Source organism: Vibrio sp. JCM 18905 (genome assembly GCF_055393305.1).
This window is the reverse complement of the sequence record NZ_AP043879.1, coordinates 1,530,409-1,548,312: the sequence shown is the minus strand read 5'-3', so window position 1 is coordinate 1,548,312 and position 17,904 is coordinate 1,530,409. Positions and strand designations below refer to the sequence as shown.

21 protein-coding genes are annotated in these 17,904 nt (G+C 43.9%); 10 read left to right on the top strand and 11 right to left on the bottom strand.

The features are described 5' to 3' along the window. Window positions 1-300 precede the first annotated feature (300 nt). The 6 genes from ACZ5ZC_RS15305 to ACZ5ZC_RS15280 all read left to right on the top strand — a co-directional run bounded on the left by ACZ5ZC_RS15305 (window position 301) and on the right by ACZ5ZC_RS15280 (window position 5,275). On the top strand, window positions 301-1,119 hold the full coding sequence (locus ACZ5ZC_RS15305) for an ABC transporter substrate-binding protein (protein WP_054867071.1): 819 nt from the start codon (window positions 301-303) through the stop codon (window positions 1,117-1,119). 6 nt (window positions 1,120-1,125) lie between these two features. After that, window positions 1,126-1,824 carry an ABC transporter permease gene (locus ACZ5ZC_RS15300; RefSeq protein ID WP_005396188.1) on the top strand — a complete coding sequence of 233 codons (699 nt, stop codon included), beginning with the start codon at window positions 1,126-1,128 and terminating at the stop codon, window positions 1,822-1,824. A 50-nt stretch (window positions 1,825-1,874) separates the two neighbouring features. Then, on the top strand, window positions 1,875-2,594 hold the full coding sequence (locus ACZ5ZC_RS15295) for an energy-coupling factor ABC transporter ATP-binding protein (RefSeq protein ID WP_253658488.1): 720 nt from the start codon (window positions 1,875-1,877) through the stop codon (window positions 2,592-2,594). Continuing rightward, complete coding sequence (mobA, locus tag ACZ5ZC_RS15290) at window positions 2,572-3,159, top strand: molybdenum cofactor guanylyltransferase MobA (protein ID WP_025534433.1); 588 nt, start codon at window positions 2,572-2,574, stop codon at window positions 3,157-3,159. Before ACZ5ZC_RS15295 ends, mobA begins: the two co-directional genes overlap by 23 nt. Next, complete coding sequence (locus ACZ5ZC_RS15285; protein WP_464932069.1) at window positions 3,156-4,934, top strand: bifunctional molybdopterin-guanine dinucleotide biosynthesis adaptor protein MobB/molybdopterin molybdotransferase MoeA; 1,779 nt, start codon at window positions 3,156-3,158, stop codon at window positions 4,932-4,934. The genes mobA and ACZ5ZC_RS15285 overlap by 4 nt, the downstream gene beginning before the upstream one ends. A 74-nt stretch (window positions 4,935-5,008) precedes the next feature. Next, entirely contained in the window at window positions 5,009-5,275 is a 267-nt protein-coding gene (locus ACZ5ZC_RS15280) for a DUF2960 domain-containing protein (protein ID WP_005377584.1), read from the top strand. A 204-nt stretch (window positions 5,276-5,479) separates the two neighbouring features. Here ACZ5ZC_RS15280 and nagK read toward each other — a convergent pair whose 3' ends face one another. Then, entirely contained in the window at window positions 5,480-6,388 is a 909-nt protein-coding gene (gene nagK, locus ACZ5ZC_RS15275; RefSeq protein WP_229618081.1) for an N-acetylglucosamine kinase, read from the bottom strand. A gap of 173 nt (window positions 6,389-6,561) precedes the next feature. After that, complete coding sequence (locus ACZ5ZC_RS15270; RefSeq protein WP_054867106.1) at window positions 6,562-7,311, bottom strand: tRNA-uridine aminocarboxypropyltransferase; 750 nt, start codon at window positions 7,309-7,311, stop codon at window positions 6,562-6,564. Between the two features lie 149 nt (window positions 7,312-7,460). Between ACZ5ZC_RS15270 and ACZ5ZC_RS15265 the strand changes: the two genes are divergently transcribed. After that, window positions 7,461-8,282 carry a sterol desaturase family protein gene (locus tag ACZ5ZC_RS15265; RefSeq protein ID WP_012841839.1) on the top strand — a complete coding sequence of 274 codons (822 nt, stop codon included), beginning with the start codon at window positions 7,461-7,463 and terminating at the stop codon, window positions 8,280-8,282. A 90-nt stretch (window positions 8,283-8,372) separates the two neighbouring features. Here ACZ5ZC_RS15265 and ACZ5ZC_RS15260 read toward each other — a convergent pair whose 3' ends face one another. From ACZ5ZC_RS15260 to ACZ5ZC_RS15240, 5 genes are all read right to left on the bottom strand, one after another. After that, the gene (locus ACZ5ZC_RS15260) at window positions 8,373-8,603 is read right to left on the bottom strand and encodes a hypothetical protein (RefSeq protein WP_005396201.1); all 231 of its coding nucleotides are present in this window, start codon (window positions 8,601-8,603) and stop codon (window positions 8,373-8,375) included. Window positions 8,604-8,650: 47 nt separating this feature from the next. Further along, window positions 8,651-9,031, bottom strand: coding sequence for a hypothetical protein (locus ACZ5ZC_RS15255; protein WP_054867073.1), 381 nt, complete (start codon window positions 9,029-9,031; stop codon window positions 8,651-8,653). 263 nt (window positions 9,032-9,294) lie between these two features. Next, window positions 9,295-9,726: a hypothetical protein gene (locus tag ACZ5ZC_RS15250; protein WP_253652181.1), complete on the bottom strand. Its 432-nt coding sequence runs from the start codon at window positions 9,724-9,726 to the stop codon at window positions 9,295-9,297. A 36-nt stretch (window positions 9,727-9,762) separates the two neighbouring features. Further along, a complete protein-coding gene (locus ACZ5ZC_RS15245; protein WP_464932068.1) occupies window positions 9,763-10,176 on the bottom strand; it encodes an NUDIX hydrolase in 414 nt (137 codons plus the stop codon). Between the two features lie 280 nt (window positions 10,177-10,456). After that, window positions 10,457-12,475: a methyl-accepting chemotaxis protein gene (locus tag ACZ5ZC_RS15240; protein ID WP_054867076.1), complete on the bottom strand. Its 2,019-nt coding sequence runs from the start codon at window positions 12,473-12,475 to the stop codon at window positions 10,457-10,459. A 134-nt stretch (window positions 12,476-12,609) separates the two neighbouring features. Here ACZ5ZC_RS15240 and ACZ5ZC_RS15235 point away from each other — a divergent pair, with 134 nt between their 5' ends. Then, complete coding sequence (locus tag ACZ5ZC_RS15235; RefSeq protein WP_005396208.1) at window positions 12,610-13,104, top strand: NlpC/P60 family protein; 495 nt, start codon at window positions 12,610-12,612, stop codon at window positions 13,102-13,104. 44 nt (window positions 13,105-13,148) lie between these two features. Here the strand turns inward: ACZ5ZC_RS15235 and ACZ5ZC_RS15230 are convergent, their stop codons facing one another. The 3 genes from ACZ5ZC_RS15230 to ACZ5ZC_RS15220 form a co-directional block, all read right to left on the bottom strand. Then, window positions 13,149-13,493, bottom strand: a complete 345-nt coding sequence (locus tag ACZ5ZC_RS15230; RefSeq protein WP_005396212.1) for a DUF3802 family protein — start codon at window positions 13,491-13,493, stop codon at window positions 13,149-13,151. A gap of 190 nt (window positions 13,494-13,683) precedes the next feature. Continuing rightward, window positions 13,684-14,646, bottom strand: a complete 963-nt coding sequence (locus ACZ5ZC_RS15225; protein ID WP_005396213.1) for a GGDEF domain-containing protein — start codon at window positions 14,644-14,646, stop codon at window positions 13,684-13,686. Further along, window positions 14,646-15,620 carry a response regulator gene (locus ACZ5ZC_RS15220; protein ID WP_046875314.1) on the bottom strand — a complete coding sequence of 325 codons (975 nt, stop codon included), beginning with the start codon at window positions 15,618-15,620 and terminating at the stop codon, window positions 14,646-14,648. Before ACZ5ZC_RS15220 ends, ACZ5ZC_RS15225 begins: the two co-directional genes overlap by 1 nt. Before the next feature lie 224 nt (window positions 15,621-15,844). On the opposite strand from ACZ5ZC_RS15220, the gene ACZ5ZC_RS15215 reads away from it, so the two are divergent. Together ACZ5ZC_RS15215 and ACZ5ZC_RS15210 are read left to right on the top strand one after the other, a co-directional pair. Further along, window positions 15,845-16,711 carry a fructosamine kinase family protein gene (locus tag ACZ5ZC_RS15215; protein ID WP_005396217.1) on the top strand — a complete coding sequence of 289 codons (867 nt, stop codon included), beginning with the start codon at window positions 15,845-15,847 and terminating at the stop codon, window positions 16,709-16,711. 253 nt (window positions 16,712-16,964) lie between these two features. Then, the gene (locus ACZ5ZC_RS15210) at window positions 16,965-17,159 is read left to right on the top strand and encodes a CPXCG motif-containing cysteine-rich protein (RefSeq protein WP_005396219.1); all 195 of its coding nucleotides are present in this window, start codon (window positions 16,965-16,967) and stop codon (window positions 17,157-17,159) included. Between the two features lie 75 nt (window positions 17,160-17,234). On the opposite strand, the gene ACZ5ZC_RS15205 is transcribed toward ACZ5ZC_RS15210, so the two are convergent. Continuing rightward, entirely contained in the window at window positions 17,235-17,846 is a 612-nt protein-coding gene (locus ACZ5ZC_RS15205) for a riboflavin synthase (RefSeq protein WP_054867079.1), read from the bottom strand. Window positions 17,847-17,904 lie beyond the last annotated feature (58 nt).

The window sequence follows — 17,904 nt, the reverse complement described above, 5'->3', positions numbered from 1 at the left end:
GTACCAAGTTTAAACAGAGATACCCTACAAAAAGTGCGACATTTTGTACCAACGCAAACTTTTGTGCAAATAACCCCATGATTTAGTGCATAAATCGAGCACTTTTCGCTTGTAAAAGGTTGGCATCTTGTTTGCTATGAGGTGGCTACAGGGCGTATTCAAGTGATCTCAGGATGTTGGTGTTTGTTATTCCAACACCCTAAGACAACTTGCACTTTGAACTAATCGCTCTCGCCCAAGAGGCCTCTCCCAATACATCGGGAGAAAAGCCAAAGAATCATTGGAAAGGAACACATAAAAATGAAAAAAATTGCGCTAACTCTGGCTGCGACGTCAATCACGCTTGTAAGTTACTCTGCGTTTTCCGCTCAAGATGGCGAGCACGTTCGCCTAGCAACCACTACCAGTACTTACCATTCAGGGTTACTTGATTACCTGCTTCCACAATTTGAGAAAGACACGGGCTACAAAGTCGATGTTATCGCTGCGGGTACTGGCAAGGCCTTAAAAATGGGCGAAAACGGTGACGTAGATTTGGTGATGACACACGCACCAAAAGCCGAAGGCGCATTCGTTGAGAAAGGCTACGGCGTTCTACCTCGTAAACTGATGTATAACGACTTTGTAATTGTTGGCCCGAAAGCTGACCCAGCAAAAATCAAAAATGACGAAGGCGTGTTAGATGTATTCAAAGAGATCGCAAACAAAAACGCAACGTTCATCTCTCGCGGCGATGATTCTGGTACGCACAAAAAAGAAATGGGCTTCTGGGCTCAAACTAAAATCGAACCAAACTTTGGCGGTTACCGCAGCGTAGGTCAAGGTATGGGCCCAACTCTGAACATGGCGTCTGAAATGCAAGGCTACACCATGACAGACCGCGGCACATGGTTGGCTTATCAAAACAAATTGGATCTAGAAATTCTGTTCCAAGGCGATGAAAAACTGTTTAACCCGTACCAAGTTATTCTTGTTAATCCTGAGCGTTACCCAACAATCAACTACCAAGGCGCGAAAGCATTCAGTGATTGGTTGGTGAACCCTCGCGGACAGGAACTTATCAATGGTTTCCGCCTAAACGGTAAACAACTGTTTGTTGCGAATGCTGAGAGCAAATAACGCAATATGAATCTTGCTGATACAACACTGGAAGCGCTTCGCTTACTGGTGAATTTTGATGCAGACTTATGGGAGATCGTTGCGGTCTCCTTTAGTGTTTCTATCACGGCAATATCCTTAGTGGTATTGCCGGCTATTTTGATGTCATTTGTACTGGCGTATACCGACTTTCGCGGTAAATGGTTTTTGCTGTCGATCGTGAATACGCTGCAAGCGGTCCCTACCGTCGTGATTGGCCTGTTGCTGTACATGTTGCTATCACGCGCTGGCCCTTGGGGAGACTGGCAAATGCTGTTCACTCAGAAGGCGATGATCTTCGGCCAAATGGTGATCTGTTTCCCTGTTTTGGTATCGATGATGCATGGTGCATTGCAATCTAGCGACCGTCGTGCAGTGGAAACCGCCATCACCCTAGGCGTCTCCATTCCGCGCGTGGCCGCTACGATGATTTGGGAAACCCGCTTTCCTCTACTTGCAGCTATCATTGCAGGGTTCTCTCGTATCGTAACCGAGGTGGGCTGTTCAATGATGGTAGGCGGAAACATTATGGGCGTGACGCGAAATATTCCCACTGCTATCGCAATGGAAAGCAGCAAAGGTGCTTTTGCGCAAGGAGTTGCATTAGGAATTGTATTACTATCTTTAGCGTTGGCACTAAACTTCTTCTTATCAAGCATGAGAGGCAAAGGCTACCTCAGAACATAGAACATGAAGCAAACAAACGACTCACCATTAACCCCATGTAGAGGCGCATTATGACTATAAAAATCACCGCCGAACAGTTATCCATGCGCTTTAAAGAGCGTGTGCTTTTCCACATCCCTGAGTTAGCCATCGGCCCAAATGATGCCATTTATCTCAAGGGGGACAATGGTGTGGGCAAAACTACCCTACTCAAAATCCTTGCCGGCTTGCTCAAACCTTCTACTGGCGATGTTGTTGCGCCAAAAGATACGTGGCTGAAAAGACTGACGCGTCGCAATGGTCGTGTCGATGTGATTTATCTCCATCAATCTCCTTACCTTTTTGACGGCACTGTATATGAGAACGTAGTTTATGGAGTGAAATATCAACAAGACACACCAAAAGATAAGCGAGCTCAAGTTATTCACGCGCTGCGCATGGTAGGTTTAGAAACCTTAGCGGACGAACATATTTCCGTGTTGTCCGGCGGTGAAAAACAGCGCGTTGCCATGGCAAGGGCTTGGATCTTAAAACCGTCGATTTTATTGATGGATGAGCCAAGTGCGTCTTTAGACCAAGAATCCATTGAACGATTGGTGGTGATGGCGAAAGATCTTTTGGATCGTGGTTCGAGTATCGTGGTGACAAGCCATCAGGCCAACGCACTGACCGACTTGTGTAAAAAACAGTGGTGGATTAAAGACAAGACTTTGATAGAGTCTCCTCTGTTGTATGTCATACCAAAAGAAACATCTCAAGAGAATGCATATGCTTCAACCAACACAAACTAGTTGGGTCATTTTGGCTGGTGGCCAAGCCAGCCGTATGGGTGGAAAAGATAAAGGTCTGATTGAATTAAATCAGAAGCCACTCATCGAACACGTTATTGAACGTTTATCTCCACAAACACCACGCATTTTAATTAATGCCAACCGAAACCAAGATGCGTACAGCAAATTTGGTTTCGTATTTAGTGATCAATTCAAAGATTTCCCTGGACCTATGGGCGGTATTCACGCGGGTTTGATGCATGCTGAAACTGACTGGGTTGGATTTGTACCTTGCGATAGCCCACAAATTAACACCGACCTTGTCGAGCGTTTCTGCCAAGCCGCCAAAGAAGACAGCGATATTTTGGTCGCTCATGATGGTGACCATCAGCAACCTGTTTTCACGCTCTACCACAAGCGCGTACTGCCAAAACTCACCGCATTTTTAGAACGTGGCGACCGCAAAATCATTCTGCTCTACAAAGAGTGCAACACCAGTTACGTTGACTTTAGCGACTCACCAAACTGTTTCGTCAACTTGAACACTCCGGAAGAACTGGCGCAATTTGGACAATTAGAATCATGAAACACACGCTAAATATTCCTATTCTTGGTTTTGCAGCTTATTCAGGCACAGGCAAAACCACGCTACTTGAAGCGCTATTGCCAAAGCTGACTGAAGCAGGTTTACGCATTGGCATGCTAAAACATGCTCATCACAACTTCGATGTCGATAAGCCAGGTAAAGACAGCTACCGTTTACGCAAAGCTGGCGCGTCTCAAATGCTCATTGCTTCTCGCAACCGTTTTGCGTTAATGACAGAAACGCCAGAGGCCGAAGCAGAGTTTGAATACCTCTTGACACGTTTTGATGAAGACAAGCTTGATGTGGTTTTAGTTGAAGGCTGTAAAAACATCGCGTTTCCTAAAATTGAATTGCATCGTGAAGAAGTGGGTAAACCTTGGCTTTATCCAAACGATGAAAACATCATTGCTATCGCTTCCGACAGTGCTGAGTTAGATTCTGAACTGCCACAAATGAACATCAATGATCTTGAAGCGATTGCTCAGTTCGTTATTCAGTATGTTCAAGAAGCGAAAGCGCCACAAAACAAAGAGAAAGAAGCCGCATGTTGCGACACACTTTCTCCTGCTTTCCTTTCTGTGGTTCAAGGCCAAGAAAAAATCCTTTCTTTGGTGAACACGGTTTCGGAAATAGAAGCATGCAAGATTGAAAACGCCTATGGCCGCGTTCTCGCGGAACATATCATTTCACCAGTAAACGTGCCGCAGTACACCAACTCTGCGATGGACGGTTATGCCATCCGCAGTGATGATGTTGACCGCGATAGCTACCAAGTGGTTGCTGAAGTGATGGCGGGCCATGCTTACGATCAGCCTCTGGAAGTTGGTCAAGCGGTGAAGATCATGACCGGCGCACCGACACCACTTAACGGCGACACAGTGGTCATGCGTGAGCAAGCCTCTCAAGAAGGTGACAAGGTCACCTTTAACGGTGCGAATATCAAAGCAGGCCAAAACGTTCGTCAAGCAGGTGAAGATCTCGTTATCGGCAGTGACGTCTTTACCGCAGGCACTCGCCTAGCCTCTCCAGAAATGGGCATGATCGCTTCTCTCGGTTTTGGTGAAGCGAATGTGTTCCGCAAATTGAAAGTTGCCGTGTTCTCCACCGGTGACGAAGTACAAGCGCCGGGAACAGAGCAAAAAGCGAATTCTATCTACGATTCCAACCGTTTTACCATCATGGGCATGCTTGAAAAGCTCGGCTGCGAGATCTTGGATTTCGGTATTCTGGAAGACAACGAACAGTTAATGATTGAAGCGTTGGAAAACGCATCGGCGCAAGCGGACGTGGTTATGACTTCTGGTGGCGTATCCGTTGGTGATGCGGATTACATCAAACTTGCCTTGGATAAACTTGGTCAAATCGATTTTTGGCGAATCAACATGCGTCCGGGACGTCCACTCGCGTTTGGTCAAATCAACAACAAGCCGTTCTTTGGTCTGCCGGGCAACCCTGTTGCCGTGATGGTCTCTTTCATTAATTTTGTTGAGCCTGCACTGCGTAAGATGCAAGGCGAACAAGGCTGGAGGCCTCTGAAAGTGAATGCCATCGCAACTGAGAATCTTCGCTCTCGACAAGGTCGTACCGAGTTTAGTCGAGGAATCTATGAACTGGATGACACTGGCCGTTTAACCGTTCGTACAACAGGCAAGCAAGGCTCTGGTATTTTGCGCTCAATGAGTGAAGCAAACTGTTTAATCGAAATCTCCCCAGCTATTGATACAGTAAAAGCGGGAGAAAGCGTGACAATTATCCCACTTCAAGGCAGAATCTAGCCCAAACTAGAAATTCAAAGGTCAGCGAGTCTGGCCTTTTTGTTTAATACAGAAACCTTTTCAGAGAGACAGCTATGGCTCGCACCATTCTTTACACTTACAAAGACCAAGACAAAGAACTGACGTTCTCATACCAGCAGCACCGCAACATTCAAGAAGCGGTTGCAGAAGCAGAAGGTATCGATATCACTGAGTTCCTAAAGATGGAGCAACAAATCGAAGCAGTGTCTGACACTAAAGCGGTGCGAAACTACCGCGATAACTACTTCAGAAAATTAGGCTTTAGTAAAATCACCCTAGCTCAAAAAGAAAACCTAGGCGTAGGCAAAAAGAACAAATAAGCTTAGCTGTAAACAGAAAACTCGCGATTCGTCGCGAGTTTTTTTATACGTGCTATTTTTGTTCGTGCTCTATACCCAAGCATATAGAAGTTACTTGGGTATATGAGTTACTTCGATATATAAGTAAAAAGCCCCGTTTTACCTTGATGGTCTAAACGGGGCTTTAGATTTCTTCTTACTTTATATCGAGTAAGGTTTCAGTCACTACTTGATATTTAGGAACGCAGCACCGCGTACACCGCCTGAATCACCGTGTTTTGCTTTGATGATCTTAGGACACTTAGCCACAGACAATAAGTGTTTAGGGATGCGTTTTGGCATCTCTTCATAAATCAATTCGAAGTTTGAAAGACCACCACCCAGCACAACAACATGTGGGTCAGTCGCTGTAAAGATGTTTGCAAAACAGATAGCCAGCAACTCCATAAAACGCTCAACATGCTCGACGGCTTTCGCCTCACCTTCTGCGTGCGCTTGGATGATGTCGATCGCTTTCTTCTCTTCACCGTAGTAATGGGCATAAAGAAGCTCGAAGCCTCGGCCAGAAAGGTAACTGTCTAAACAACCCTTCTTGTCACAGCCACAGCCCAACAGAGGTGCGTTTTCGCCTAAGTGGAACCAAGCATCGATAGGCAAACGAGTATGGCCCACCTCGCCTGCTACGTGGTTACGACCAGAGAAAACTTTACCATCGTAGATAAAACCGCCACCAAAACCAGTACCTAGGATCAAACCAAGTACGGAAGGCTCATCTTGAAGCTCTTCGTCCCATGCTTCTGATAGCGCAAAACAGTTCGCATCGTTTTCAATCTTTACGCTGCGACCGATTTTCGCTTCCAGGTCCGCGCGCAGTGGTTTGCCTTTCGCCGCAGGAACGTTAACCGTTAATACCGTTGCATCGTCTGCGTCTTCCATGCCTGGTAGGCCAAGACCAATTGTGCCTTCGCAACCAAACTCTGCATCGTATTTGTTAACCAATTCCGCAATGGTATCAACCAGCAGCTCGTAGTTGTCTGTTGGTGTAGGTACACGTTCCGTCGCTACACGCTCAAGCTTCTCGTTAAATGCACCAAATTCAATTTTAGTGCCACCGACATCAAAGCCGTAATACATGTATTTCTCTCCTAAAAAATGCTTAAACGACTCCAAAAATGGCTGGAGTCAAAAGTATAAACTAGTGGCATTATCCATATCTGTACGCCTGCAAACCGTGACCGAATGCAGATTTATCTCCTCACCGAAGCCAGTTGAACAACATGCCATCAACAAAAGTTCATTCCTTAGAGTCAGCTCTCGGTTTTCACCCACTCTTTGAAACGCTTTAAATGCGGTCGGTTGGGATCGTTTTTGACTCGGGTCTTGGTCAACATGTAGGTTTCTCTAAAGGCTTCAAACCACAACTGAAGGCATTCCGATGCTTTATTCTCACCGGCTTGTTTCAAAACTAACGTCGCGACTTCGGCGGTTGAAAGATGCTGCTCATTCTCGGAGCGGCGCATAATGTATTCAGACAGAGATTCTGGCTCAATAGAAAGCACTGGCAAAGATTTAAGAAAGTCAGAACGACGAAATATCTTTCGTGCCTCACGCCAGCTACCATCAATAAAGATCAGCAACCATTTTTTGTTCTGAGCCTCTTCGTTTATTAATCGCGCAGGCTCCAGATCTTCAATTAAACGAGATGGGTCATCCACATAGTCTGCAGGAAATACAATCACTGGTTGGTAGTTGTCATCCTGTAGTAGCTCTAGCATCTCCTCAGACGGTTCTGTTCGGTTCCATTGATAAACGTAAGTCTCTTGAATCGTATCCGCAATTAGACGACCGGTATTACTTGGCTTAAATACTTCGTTTTCAGAAACAATCAACATACATGCAATATTAGCCTTGATGTTTGGCTGAAGATCGCACAAACAGTGTTGCTCAGAAACCTGGCAATATTGGCAACGAACCACTTTACATCCACGCGCGTTGAAAGGCTTGGTTGAGATAGATTGTCGGTACTGATATAAACGGTGGAAAGCGTGAATTCTCATGGTAAGTAATGCCAAGTAAAAAGTAGAGCGCGATTCTACTGACATTATGGTTTCGCCTCAAGATAAGCCCTTCAACGCACCTTACTGTTTGTTGAAATAATTTCACCCTTATCTCGGTCATAGATAAAGTAATAAATAAGGAAATGACAGTGACAGAAACGACGTTTCAAGATCCCTCGTGGATAAGATTAGGCTTTTTTCTCGGCGTATTATTACTTTGTGCCCTTTGGGAAAACAAACTGCCGAGAAAAACACTTACCGCTTCACGCGGGTTTCGCTGGGTCAATAACTTATCACTGGTTGCTGTGAATAGCTTGATTGTTGCGTTAGTCATGCCTATCGCCGCCTTTCAAGCTGCAATTATCGCTCAGGAGCAACAATGGGGACTATTTAATTTGCTCTCCCTGCCCGCTTGGTTAAACGTGCTTCTAGCGGTTATTCTGCTTGATTTCGTCATTTACGTTCAGCATGTGGTCTTTCACTATGTAAAGCCACTGTGGAAGCTTCATCGAATGCACCATGCCGATCTCGACATTGATGTCACCACTGGCGCACGTTTTCATCCTATCGAAATCATCATCTCGATGGGTGTCAAAATTGCCACCGTATTTATCTTAGGCGTTTCTCCTATCGCTATCGTGGTATTCGAAATAGTGCTCAATGCCAGTGCGATGTTTAATCACAGTAATGCAAAACTGGCTTTATCAGCGGATCAGAAACTGCGAAACGTCATAGTAACGCCAGACATGCATCGCGTTCATCATTCCGTGATAGCAAAAGAAACCAACTCGAATTTCGGTTTCTTCCTTTCTGTTTGGGATCGACTTTTTGGGACATATCGAGCTCAGCCTGAGCTTGGCCATGATGATGTCGTAATTGGTATACCGGAAATTAGGAATGAAGCAGAACAACGATTAGACAAGCTGTTAACGCAACCTTTTCGCTATAACCGAAGAAGACGCAACAGTTGAAGAAAAGTTTTTGTGGATGAAGTGCGTAAACAAAGCGAATAGACTAAACCTAAACACCAACCAGTTAAACACCACTTCATCCTTACGATGCTAGCTAATGGATTCACTCTCCGTTAGTTGACGTTTTTTGTTTAATTGAGTAATACCAACAAATAAACCAACCACACCAAGCACCGTGCACACCAAAGCATTAGTATTCATTGCTTGTTGTGCTTCTATTGAGCTGTATAGAAAAGCCAGACTGAAGAAAGTGGTACCAAAGCTTAAACCTGTCAGTACGCTGAAACCAGCGAAACTGGCCAAGTCTTTAAAATCGTTCATAACGAATCCCTGTTTACTATCCTTAATTGAGTGATGAAAAGTGAAAGTTAACGAAATATCTGGCGTGATTGTCGATGTTTACGCGCGTTCCATAACCAGATAGATACGCCGAATGAAAAACCTAAAAAGAGTGTTTTCATTTGAAGTGCGGCATTGTTGTCCAATATTTCTAATGCATAGTGAGCGTGCGAGCTAAAAATGACATTGGTCGTCAGAATCAATAGCATAAGTACTAATCCGGAACGACGGTGCTTCACCAACAGATACACCGCTAGTAAGTCTAACAGCCCCAATGCGCTCCAATAAATATTCAACCAGCGTGGCGCAAAATCATAAGGCAAAAAACCGTTAGCAATGTTGTCATAAAGATGAACCACACCGCCAACTGTCATAAAAAGGCATAAGAGAAACACGACGAATTTATCCATTATCGTTTCCTTATCTGAATGAATGCGCAAAGCATATAGAAGTCAGTTAAACATTTGTAATCTCATAGCGATTTTTGAGATCGACAGTGCCTTTAAACCGTACACGAGGCGTGCGAAAGAAGAGTAACGGATGCTCTTCCTTATCTATTCGCTTCTGATAGAAGCATAGTGTTTGCTTTGGCACTTCGCTCAAATCCGCTAGTTTTACCTCGAGATTAGGTGATAAAGGTTGTCGGGCTCGCGATGATAAAGATATGTCACACTCAACACTCCTTCGCGATCTCAGACACAAAAACAAATTTTTTCGACGGCGGAAAGATACAATCTTCCGAACATCTAAAGCCTCGTAGCCAGAATCCGTCGTCGAGATCCCGTAGATACAAACCACGTGGATAAGCTTTGTCATTCGAAAGCGGGGAAGACACCACAGTAAGGTACTCTCCCTTCGCCAAGTCAATTTCTTGTAAACGGAGGTATGGCGCAACAACTAAAGGGCAAGGTGATAGATTTTGTGTCGACGCCGCTTCAATCATTTCTCCAAGGGTCGCGCCAAAATAAAGTCCGAAGTCAAACGGTGTTTTTATCGTTAAAAAGAACGATTGAATCTCATCTGAGCACTCGACTTTGTCATCATCGAATAGTTGTTGGGCGAAGGCATTCAATTGAACACCTTTTTTACTCAGGTGCTTTAACAAGTTCTTCTTTGTTAAACCTCCAACTTGCAACCTCACTTACACCACCCCTTGGTCTATCAGTTTTCGAACTTTTTCCAGTGCGTTCTGAAAAACGGTATGCGCTTGTGAGGAAATATCGCTCCCTATATGGTGCCAAAAGAACGAAAAATCATGTCCGCCATCGTCTTGCGTATGAAACGTCCATGAATCCGCTAGGTCAGCACACTCACACGAAACAAAGTGCCATACTTGATTTTGAAAGCCACTGTCCCATGAACATAAATACCGAGCGGAGATAACGTGCGTAATTCCAGATTCTTCAGCAAGCTCCCGCTTTGCAGCCGTGATGTAACTTTCATCAAACGTCTCAATAGTGCCCTTGACGAGCTGAATACCCGCCAACGGATGTTTAAAAAGTAGGAGCTCTTGGTTTTGCTTACGCAGAACGACGGGACAAACTTTATCGATCACAAAACCACTCCTCGTTGTTTAAGCAGAAAGCTTTGGCTTGTTCTGGATATGAAGGAATCGCATGAAGTTGCATTATCCATTCCTTTGAATTCGGACAACATTCTAGTCATCTTGTTTCACCGAGATACCATTAACACCACGTAGTGATAACTCAGCCCTTAAGAAATGAGCAAGATGCGATATAACTCACTTTTGCGATTTGAATAGCAATCAGAGGGGGCGTAGAAGCAACAAAAAAGCAGAACCGAAGTTCTGCTTTTAGAAGATGAAAACATGTCACTTATGCGGACTGATGTAGCTCGTATTTATGCAACATCGCTTGTTGATGCCCTGCAATTTCCGCCACTTGCTCAGAACTCTCAACCATAGACTCAAGCTGCAGCTTTGTACGTTCGCCAAGGTCAGAAATATGGGTAATGGATTGAGATACATCTGCCGTCGCACGTTCTTGCTCTTCCGTGGCAACAGAGATCTGCTCAACACGCTCTTGAATGTGCTTAACCGCGAGGTTGATATCAGAGAATGTCGATTTCACTTCATTGCTGGACTGCAGTGCGTGGGCCATTTCTTCTCTTGAATCATTGACTGCTTGGCGCGAACGCTCTGCGGCAGTAATAAGCTCGCTCATCATTGCTCGGATGTTCGTTGTTTGTTGAGAAGTATCACTTGCTAGTTTGCGGACTTCATCCGCGACAACTGCAAACCCACGCCCTTGTTCACCAGCTCGAGCGGCTTCTATTGCTGCGTTGAGAGCAAGTAAGTTTGTGTTGTCAGCAATACCACTGATCATATCGACCATTTCACGAATCTGCTTAACACGTTGGTTTAGCTCTAACATAGATTGCTCATTCATATCCAAAGAGCTTTCAAGTGATTCCAAACGTTCACGGTTTTGTTCCACAACTTGAACGCCTTTTTCAGTGTGCTTGGTAGCAAGCATCGAGTCCTGTGACGAGGCATTTGTCACTGTTGCTATTTCACGAATGGAGGTTTCAAGTTGCGTAATGGTCGTGATCATGCTCGCCAACGCTTCATTTTGTGTCGTCAGCCCATCGCTCGTTTGTTCAGCTGCACTGTGGCTTACTTCAGCCGTCTGATAAAGCATTTCACAATTGCGCGTCACCGTTTGAATGGAATCGTGTGTGGAATCGATCACTTGATTCAACTTTCGTGCTACTTCTTTCAGCTCATAAGGGCCGACCTCATCTGCATTGTCACGAAAGTCATGCTCGGTAAGTGCTGAAAGACGCGTTAGTACATTCCTTAACCCTCGGTTTGTCCATGACTTAAGGCTAAACCAAGTAACCAGAATAATGAAAGATATCACGCACGCCGCAAAAACGATCATAACACTCACCGACTCAATGGTCTCATTGACCACACTCTCTTTATCCGCAATCAACTCACCAGCAGCTTGTGATATTTGATCAAGCAACCGCATGGTTTCATCCGCAAGAATCGAAGCCTGTTTAAACTCTGAACGTTGCAATTCCCCTTGTTCTAGTTTGGCGAGGATCAAACGCAGCACGCCCTTTTCACTAAAGCCTTGCTTCACCATCTCGTACGGTGCCGTTAGGCTTGCGTATTCGCTTACTTCTGGATGTAAAGACTGGAAATCTTCATAGGCGAGATTAATACCTGCAATACGGTTACGCATTTCTCGGTATTCTTTTTCGGCTTTGCTCAGTTCAGAATGCATCATCATTACTAAGAACGTGCTTTCCATTGAGCTCGCTGAGGCAATAAATCGGTTGGCGGCATCACTCGATTCAGGATTTTCGGCACTAAGAAACGAGCTGATTCGATTCATTTCCGGGCCGATAGAGCTGAGCCCATAGCGGAACCCACCAACTCCTGCATCAATATCCATTTGAATTTTTATCACTGAAGATTGCTTCAGTAAAATGGACTGCGTGATGTTATGTAAACGCGCTAAATTTGTATCTAACTCCTCAGAGAGTTGTTCAGCAACACCAGAAGCTTCTCCAACCAAACTTTTGCTTTGAGTCGCAAGTGAATCGATTTGCTCTTTGATGAGAGGCAGTTGTTCTGGCTCAGAAATCTGCATACCATGGTTGAGTAGCTTAACCATCTCCAATACATTCCTAGTTAACTTTGCGTTCGCCATCGCGATTGGTAGCGCTTTTTGCGACAAGTCTTCAAATTGCTCTCCTACCTGTTCCATTCCTTTGAAACTTGAGACAGAAAGGGCTATAACAAGAGCTATGATAGTTAAAAATGTTGCACTAACAGCCTGAATCAGTGAGAGTGATGTGCGTGAGCGTTTTCGCTTTGCCATAATCAATTTTTATTCTTTCTTAAGGTTGAATCGGTTTTGCAGTGATTCCGTCACATTTGTGAGACAAAACCGTGATTTGCAGCCCATACTATGGATTGGTTATGACACTAATATTTCAGTTGTGAGTCATAGAGATGACAGGTGGTGATTTGCGTCGAGTATATTTTCCTTTGATAATCAGTGTGCTACTAAGCGCCTGCTCTTCTGGGCCTGAACCTAGCGAGCAAGTGCAAGTGACAACACCTACAAATCAGTTATTGGACAATAACCCTGACTTGTTCCAGTTTTATACAGAATGGCATGGCACACCTTATCGCTTAGGCGGCACACAAAAATCTGGTATTGATTGCTCGGCATTTGTGCAAAAAGCCTTTGTCGAGGCTTATCAGCTATCGTTACCCAGGACAACGAGACAACAATCGAAACAAGGTGTGGAATTAAATTGGACGGACGCCAAACAAGGAGATTTGGTGTTTTTTAAGACAAGACGGACGACCTATCATGTAGGGATTTACTTGGGTAACAAGCAGTTCATGCATGCGTCAACGTCTAAAGGTGTGATCATTTCAAGAATCGACAACCCATACTGGGCATCTAAGTTTTGGCAAGTAAGAAGAGTTACAATGTAACTCTTCTTACTTTTAGAATTGGAGATGACTGGTATCAAACAATATCAATCGTAAGTAGCAACGGCAGTATCGAATAGGTTTTTAACCAAAGCGATGTATTCATCAAGGAACGTGATCTGTTCATTAGTCGCTTTTTTATGCCATACACCAGCCAATATCTCACCAAGATCTTCAACAACCGCATCCGCTTCTTTTAGTAATTTGAAGCGTACGCTTGAGTGAAGCTCTGGGTTTTGCTCAAAGATCGCCATGATGTTTGAAGCCACCATATCGGTGACGACATCTTCGATGCTTTCGGATCCAGTGTCGCCAATTTCAGTCGTGAAAATATCTAGATTTAGCGACAAGTGCTCGATAAGAGCGAGATATCCATCGGTTTCTAAAACCACTGTTTTTCTCCGTTTATTGCAAGCCTTCGAAGCTGAAAGCGGAATAGTTTCAATAGTAAGACATGCCGAGAAAATTTCATTAACTTATTTCATATTAACAAACATTCACGAACCAACTGGATGTTTTTCAAACAATTGCGCTTTGCCTCACTGCGTTCGGATACAGGGTTTCTTCAAACCTTTTTGTATTTCAGTCATTTTCATGCAAACAAGTTTGGTTACGACCGTTTTCTTTTGCACGATACAACGCAGCATCGGCACTCTTTAACCATTGAGTGTGAGTTTCAAAATAAGGTTTATACTCGCAAACACCAATACTTATCGTGTAATTAATCAAAAAATCTTCCACTTTCACGATCTCTTGCTCAATTCTTTTACGTAAACGCTCCGCGAAATAGCAAGCTTGTTCTTGATTCGTATGAGGAAGCAATACCGTAAACTCTTCTCCGCCAAAACGACCGCACACATCACTGCTTCTTGCTGTCTTTCTTAATAACGAAGAAGTACGACGAATGACTTCATCTCCCGTCGGGTGACCATAGGTATCATTCACTTTTTTAAAGTGGTCGATATCAAATATTACTAATGAGCATGGTCCGTCGATAACTTTTAGGTGAGCAAACTCTTCTTTCAGCGATTGCTCCCAATAAGCACGATTAAATAAACCTGTTAAACCATCTTTGCGACTGATTTCAGACAAATGTTGATTTGTTTCTTTCAAATGAATGCGATTTCTTGCCGTTTCAGAGACATCATTCACTTGAATAGCAATGTGGCTGACCTCTCCTGAGAGCCCGATTAACGGGGTGATTACGATGTCTTGATACATGAAATCACTGCTGTTTGAAACCGGAGAAAAATTGTTGAATTTAAAAAGGTACGGTCGGTTTTCCCAGCTAGAGAAGGAACGAGTTTCCAGATCGGCGGCGGTTTTTATCTTGGTTTCTAGCCAAGTTTTTGGCAGCTCTTCAAAATGATCAAATAAACATTGGCCAAGGATTTCTTGTGACAGAACGCCACTGTATGACTGCATAAAACTGTTCCACACACAGACCTTATACTCTTGATCCAACACGATAAGCCCTGAATCCATCGTATCGAGAATTTGTGTGACCCAATGAAAGTCTGCTATGTCCAGCGTAATATCGGACATTAGATTAGCTCCATGATTTCATAAATAATTTCTACGGATGGTTTATCAATTAAAAACAGTACCTCACACTCAAAATCGAGCGCTTCTGCCATGTAGGTGTATTCGATAGTAAACAGCTCACCTAATTCACCCTGCTCTTCACAGTAAGGCGTTAACGTATCCACAATGCCTGGCTGACGAAGTGAGAATTGCTTGTCGAGCTGATCCCCTAACGATGTGAGAAATGAAGAAACCAGTAAGTTCGAGATATTCAAAATGATTTCATTATGAGGTGTAAACTCAAGCAGATAGCCTAACTTCTCACCAATTTGATTGATGTCTCTACCACGTAAACACACCAGAGCTTCACCATGAATACCGCCACCAACAAACCTCTGCGCAACCGCGACGGAGCCATCACGCCCAACAACGTCGACAAGCGTCATATGAAGTTCGCCATAGGATAACGGACCAACATGTGGAACAGGAAGTTGGATGAACTCGTGTAAATGGTCTGCCATAATCGCAGCCCCTTTACCAAGGGCAATGTTTGCAATCTCGCGGAATTTGGCTAATGAGGAGAACTCCTCGCAAATCTGGATTTTAGGATCAATCGAATGGCTAGGCTTGAACGCATAGTGCAGCCCCAATTGTTCATAGAGCGGTATCACCTGCTCTTCTGTCAGAGGCTTAGCGATAAAAGCTTGAGCACCTAGCTCTATGCAGCGCTGTTTTGCCTCTTGTTGAACATCTCCAGAAATAATGACGATTTTAGTCTGGTAGTGACTAACAGGTAATGACTCGAGGACTTCAAAACCGTCCATGATCGGCATCGTTAAATCGAGAAACAAAATATCGATATTTTGCTCCGCAAGAATATTTAGCGCCTCATACCCATCTTGAGCTTCGATCAGGTGCAATGATGTATCTTGTACGATGGAGCGCGCAATGAGCTTTCTTGCAACCGCTGAGTCATCACATATCAGTATTTTCATGTCACCAATGGAACTAACGTCAAAAAAATAATAATACCTGTTGTATACGTTCATCTCCATATGCTATGCCGACAAATCAGAGGCTTATAAGCGATTTGATTCACATTTATACAAATTGACTACACTGAGAGGAAGGTTTCTTTACGAAGTATGCTCAACGTAGCGCCAACACCTTGCTTTTTATCCTAAACTGTTGGTGGTCAAATAGATTCGCGAGGTTTTGTATGTGGCAAGCAATATCGCAACAGCTTTCTGATACTTTATTATTCGAGTACCAGATCACGGAAAAAGTAAGACTGTCTGGTGGGGATATCAGTGAAAGCTACATGATCAATGACGGCGAACAGCGCTATTTCGTGAAAATTAACGATCGCGAGTTTTTGTCTAAGTTTGAAGTTGAGGCAGAAAGTCTGCATCTTTTGCGCGAGACATCTACCCTATTTGTTCCAGAGGTTGTGTTGGTTGGTAAAACCAAAAACGCCTCATTCCTAATTCTTAACTACCTTCCAACAAAGCCATTAGAAGATGGCCCAAACAGCTTTAAATTAGGACAGCAATTAGCTCACCTTCATCAATGGGGCGAGCAAAAGGAATTTGGTTTTGATACGGATAACTATCTCGGATCCACTCTACAACCCAATAAGTGGCACAAGAAGTGGTGTGTCTTCTTTGCTGAACAACGCATAGGATGGCAATTACAGCTCCTTAAAGAAAAAGGCGTCACTTTAGTTGATATCGACGACTTTATAGATGTCGTAAAACAACTGCTAGCAAACCATGCTCCAGAGCCTTCCTTGCTGCATGGCGATTTATGGAATGGGAATGCGGCTCTCACGGCATGTGGCCCTATCTGTTACGACCCCGCCTGCTACTGGGGTGACAGGGAGTGTGATATTGCGATGACTGAGCTTTTTGGTGGATTTCAGCCGGAATTTTATCAAGGTTATGAATCTGTTATGCCACTTTCTGCTGGTTATCAAGAGCGTAAAGATATCTATAACCTTTACCATGTTCTCAACCATTGCAATTTATTTGGCGGCCATTACTTGGAGCAGGCTCAACAAGTTATTAATAAAATTATTTCTTATTAATTTGGAAGCCACTGCATATTTCAAGATGTAAAACCTCGAGGCACATCACTACAGAAAATGACCCTAAGCTCAAGGTTGAGTTTGGGGTCAAGTTTTATACTTATTTCGACTCAATTAGCAACAACTCCACCTAATATCAAAGGAGACTTAACTTTGGATTGTGCCTATTTTCCTTGTAGGCAAAGTAAGTGAAGGGCTGTACTTCCTTAAAGAATAGAGTGTTTAAAAGCCCTGCGATATTAGGAGTTGTTGTATGAAAAATTATACCGAAAGGCATGTCAAATGCCCCCATTGTGGACATTCAATCGGCATTACACTAGATGCAAGTAATGGTGACCAAGAGTTTTATGATGATTGTCCAGCTTGTTGCCATGCCATTCACTTAAATATGCGAGTAGATGAGCTGCAAGATAAAGTCGAACTGTTTATCGATGACAATTACGAATAACAACTCGAGCATGTAAGCGTTGGAAACACAAAGTCACTTGAATTAAAAAGGAGCGCTTGGCTCCTTTTTATCATTCTAAAGCTGTTTTGCTGCGAGAACTCGCTCAACAGTATCAACTATGGCCTGAGTCTGAGGGTCAAACTCAATATTAACGCGGTCCCCTACTTGTCTTACTCCAAAGAGTGTTCGTTGCAAGGTTTCTGGAATTAGATGTACTGAAAAACGACACGCTTCAACCTCACCAATCGTCAAAGAACAACCATCCAAGCCGATATAGCCTTTCGCTAACACATATTTCATTGATTCTTGCGGCAGTTGGAACCAAATAGTGCGGTTATTAGGCGTATCGATGATCTCGACAATGTCAGCCATCAAACTAATATGGCCAGACATGCTATGTCCGCCAATTTCATCACCAAACTTGGCAGCTCGCTCAATGTTTACGCTGTCACCTTCAACTAGCTCGCCTAAGTTGGTGAGAGCCAATGTCGCTTGCATTAAATCAAAGCTGATAAGGTTGCCATTTATATTGGTCACGGTCAGGCAGCAGCCATTGTGAGCGACAGATGCCCCTATTTCTAATCCTTTACAAAGCTCATCGCTTAACTCGACAACATGCGTTTGAAAGCGTTCTTTTTTATCAATTTTAACGACCTTAGCCGTACCCTGAACTATTCCTGTAAACATTCTTTTTACCTATTGATTTCATACAAGCTGCAATCGATGACAGAGCCTGAAGCACAGC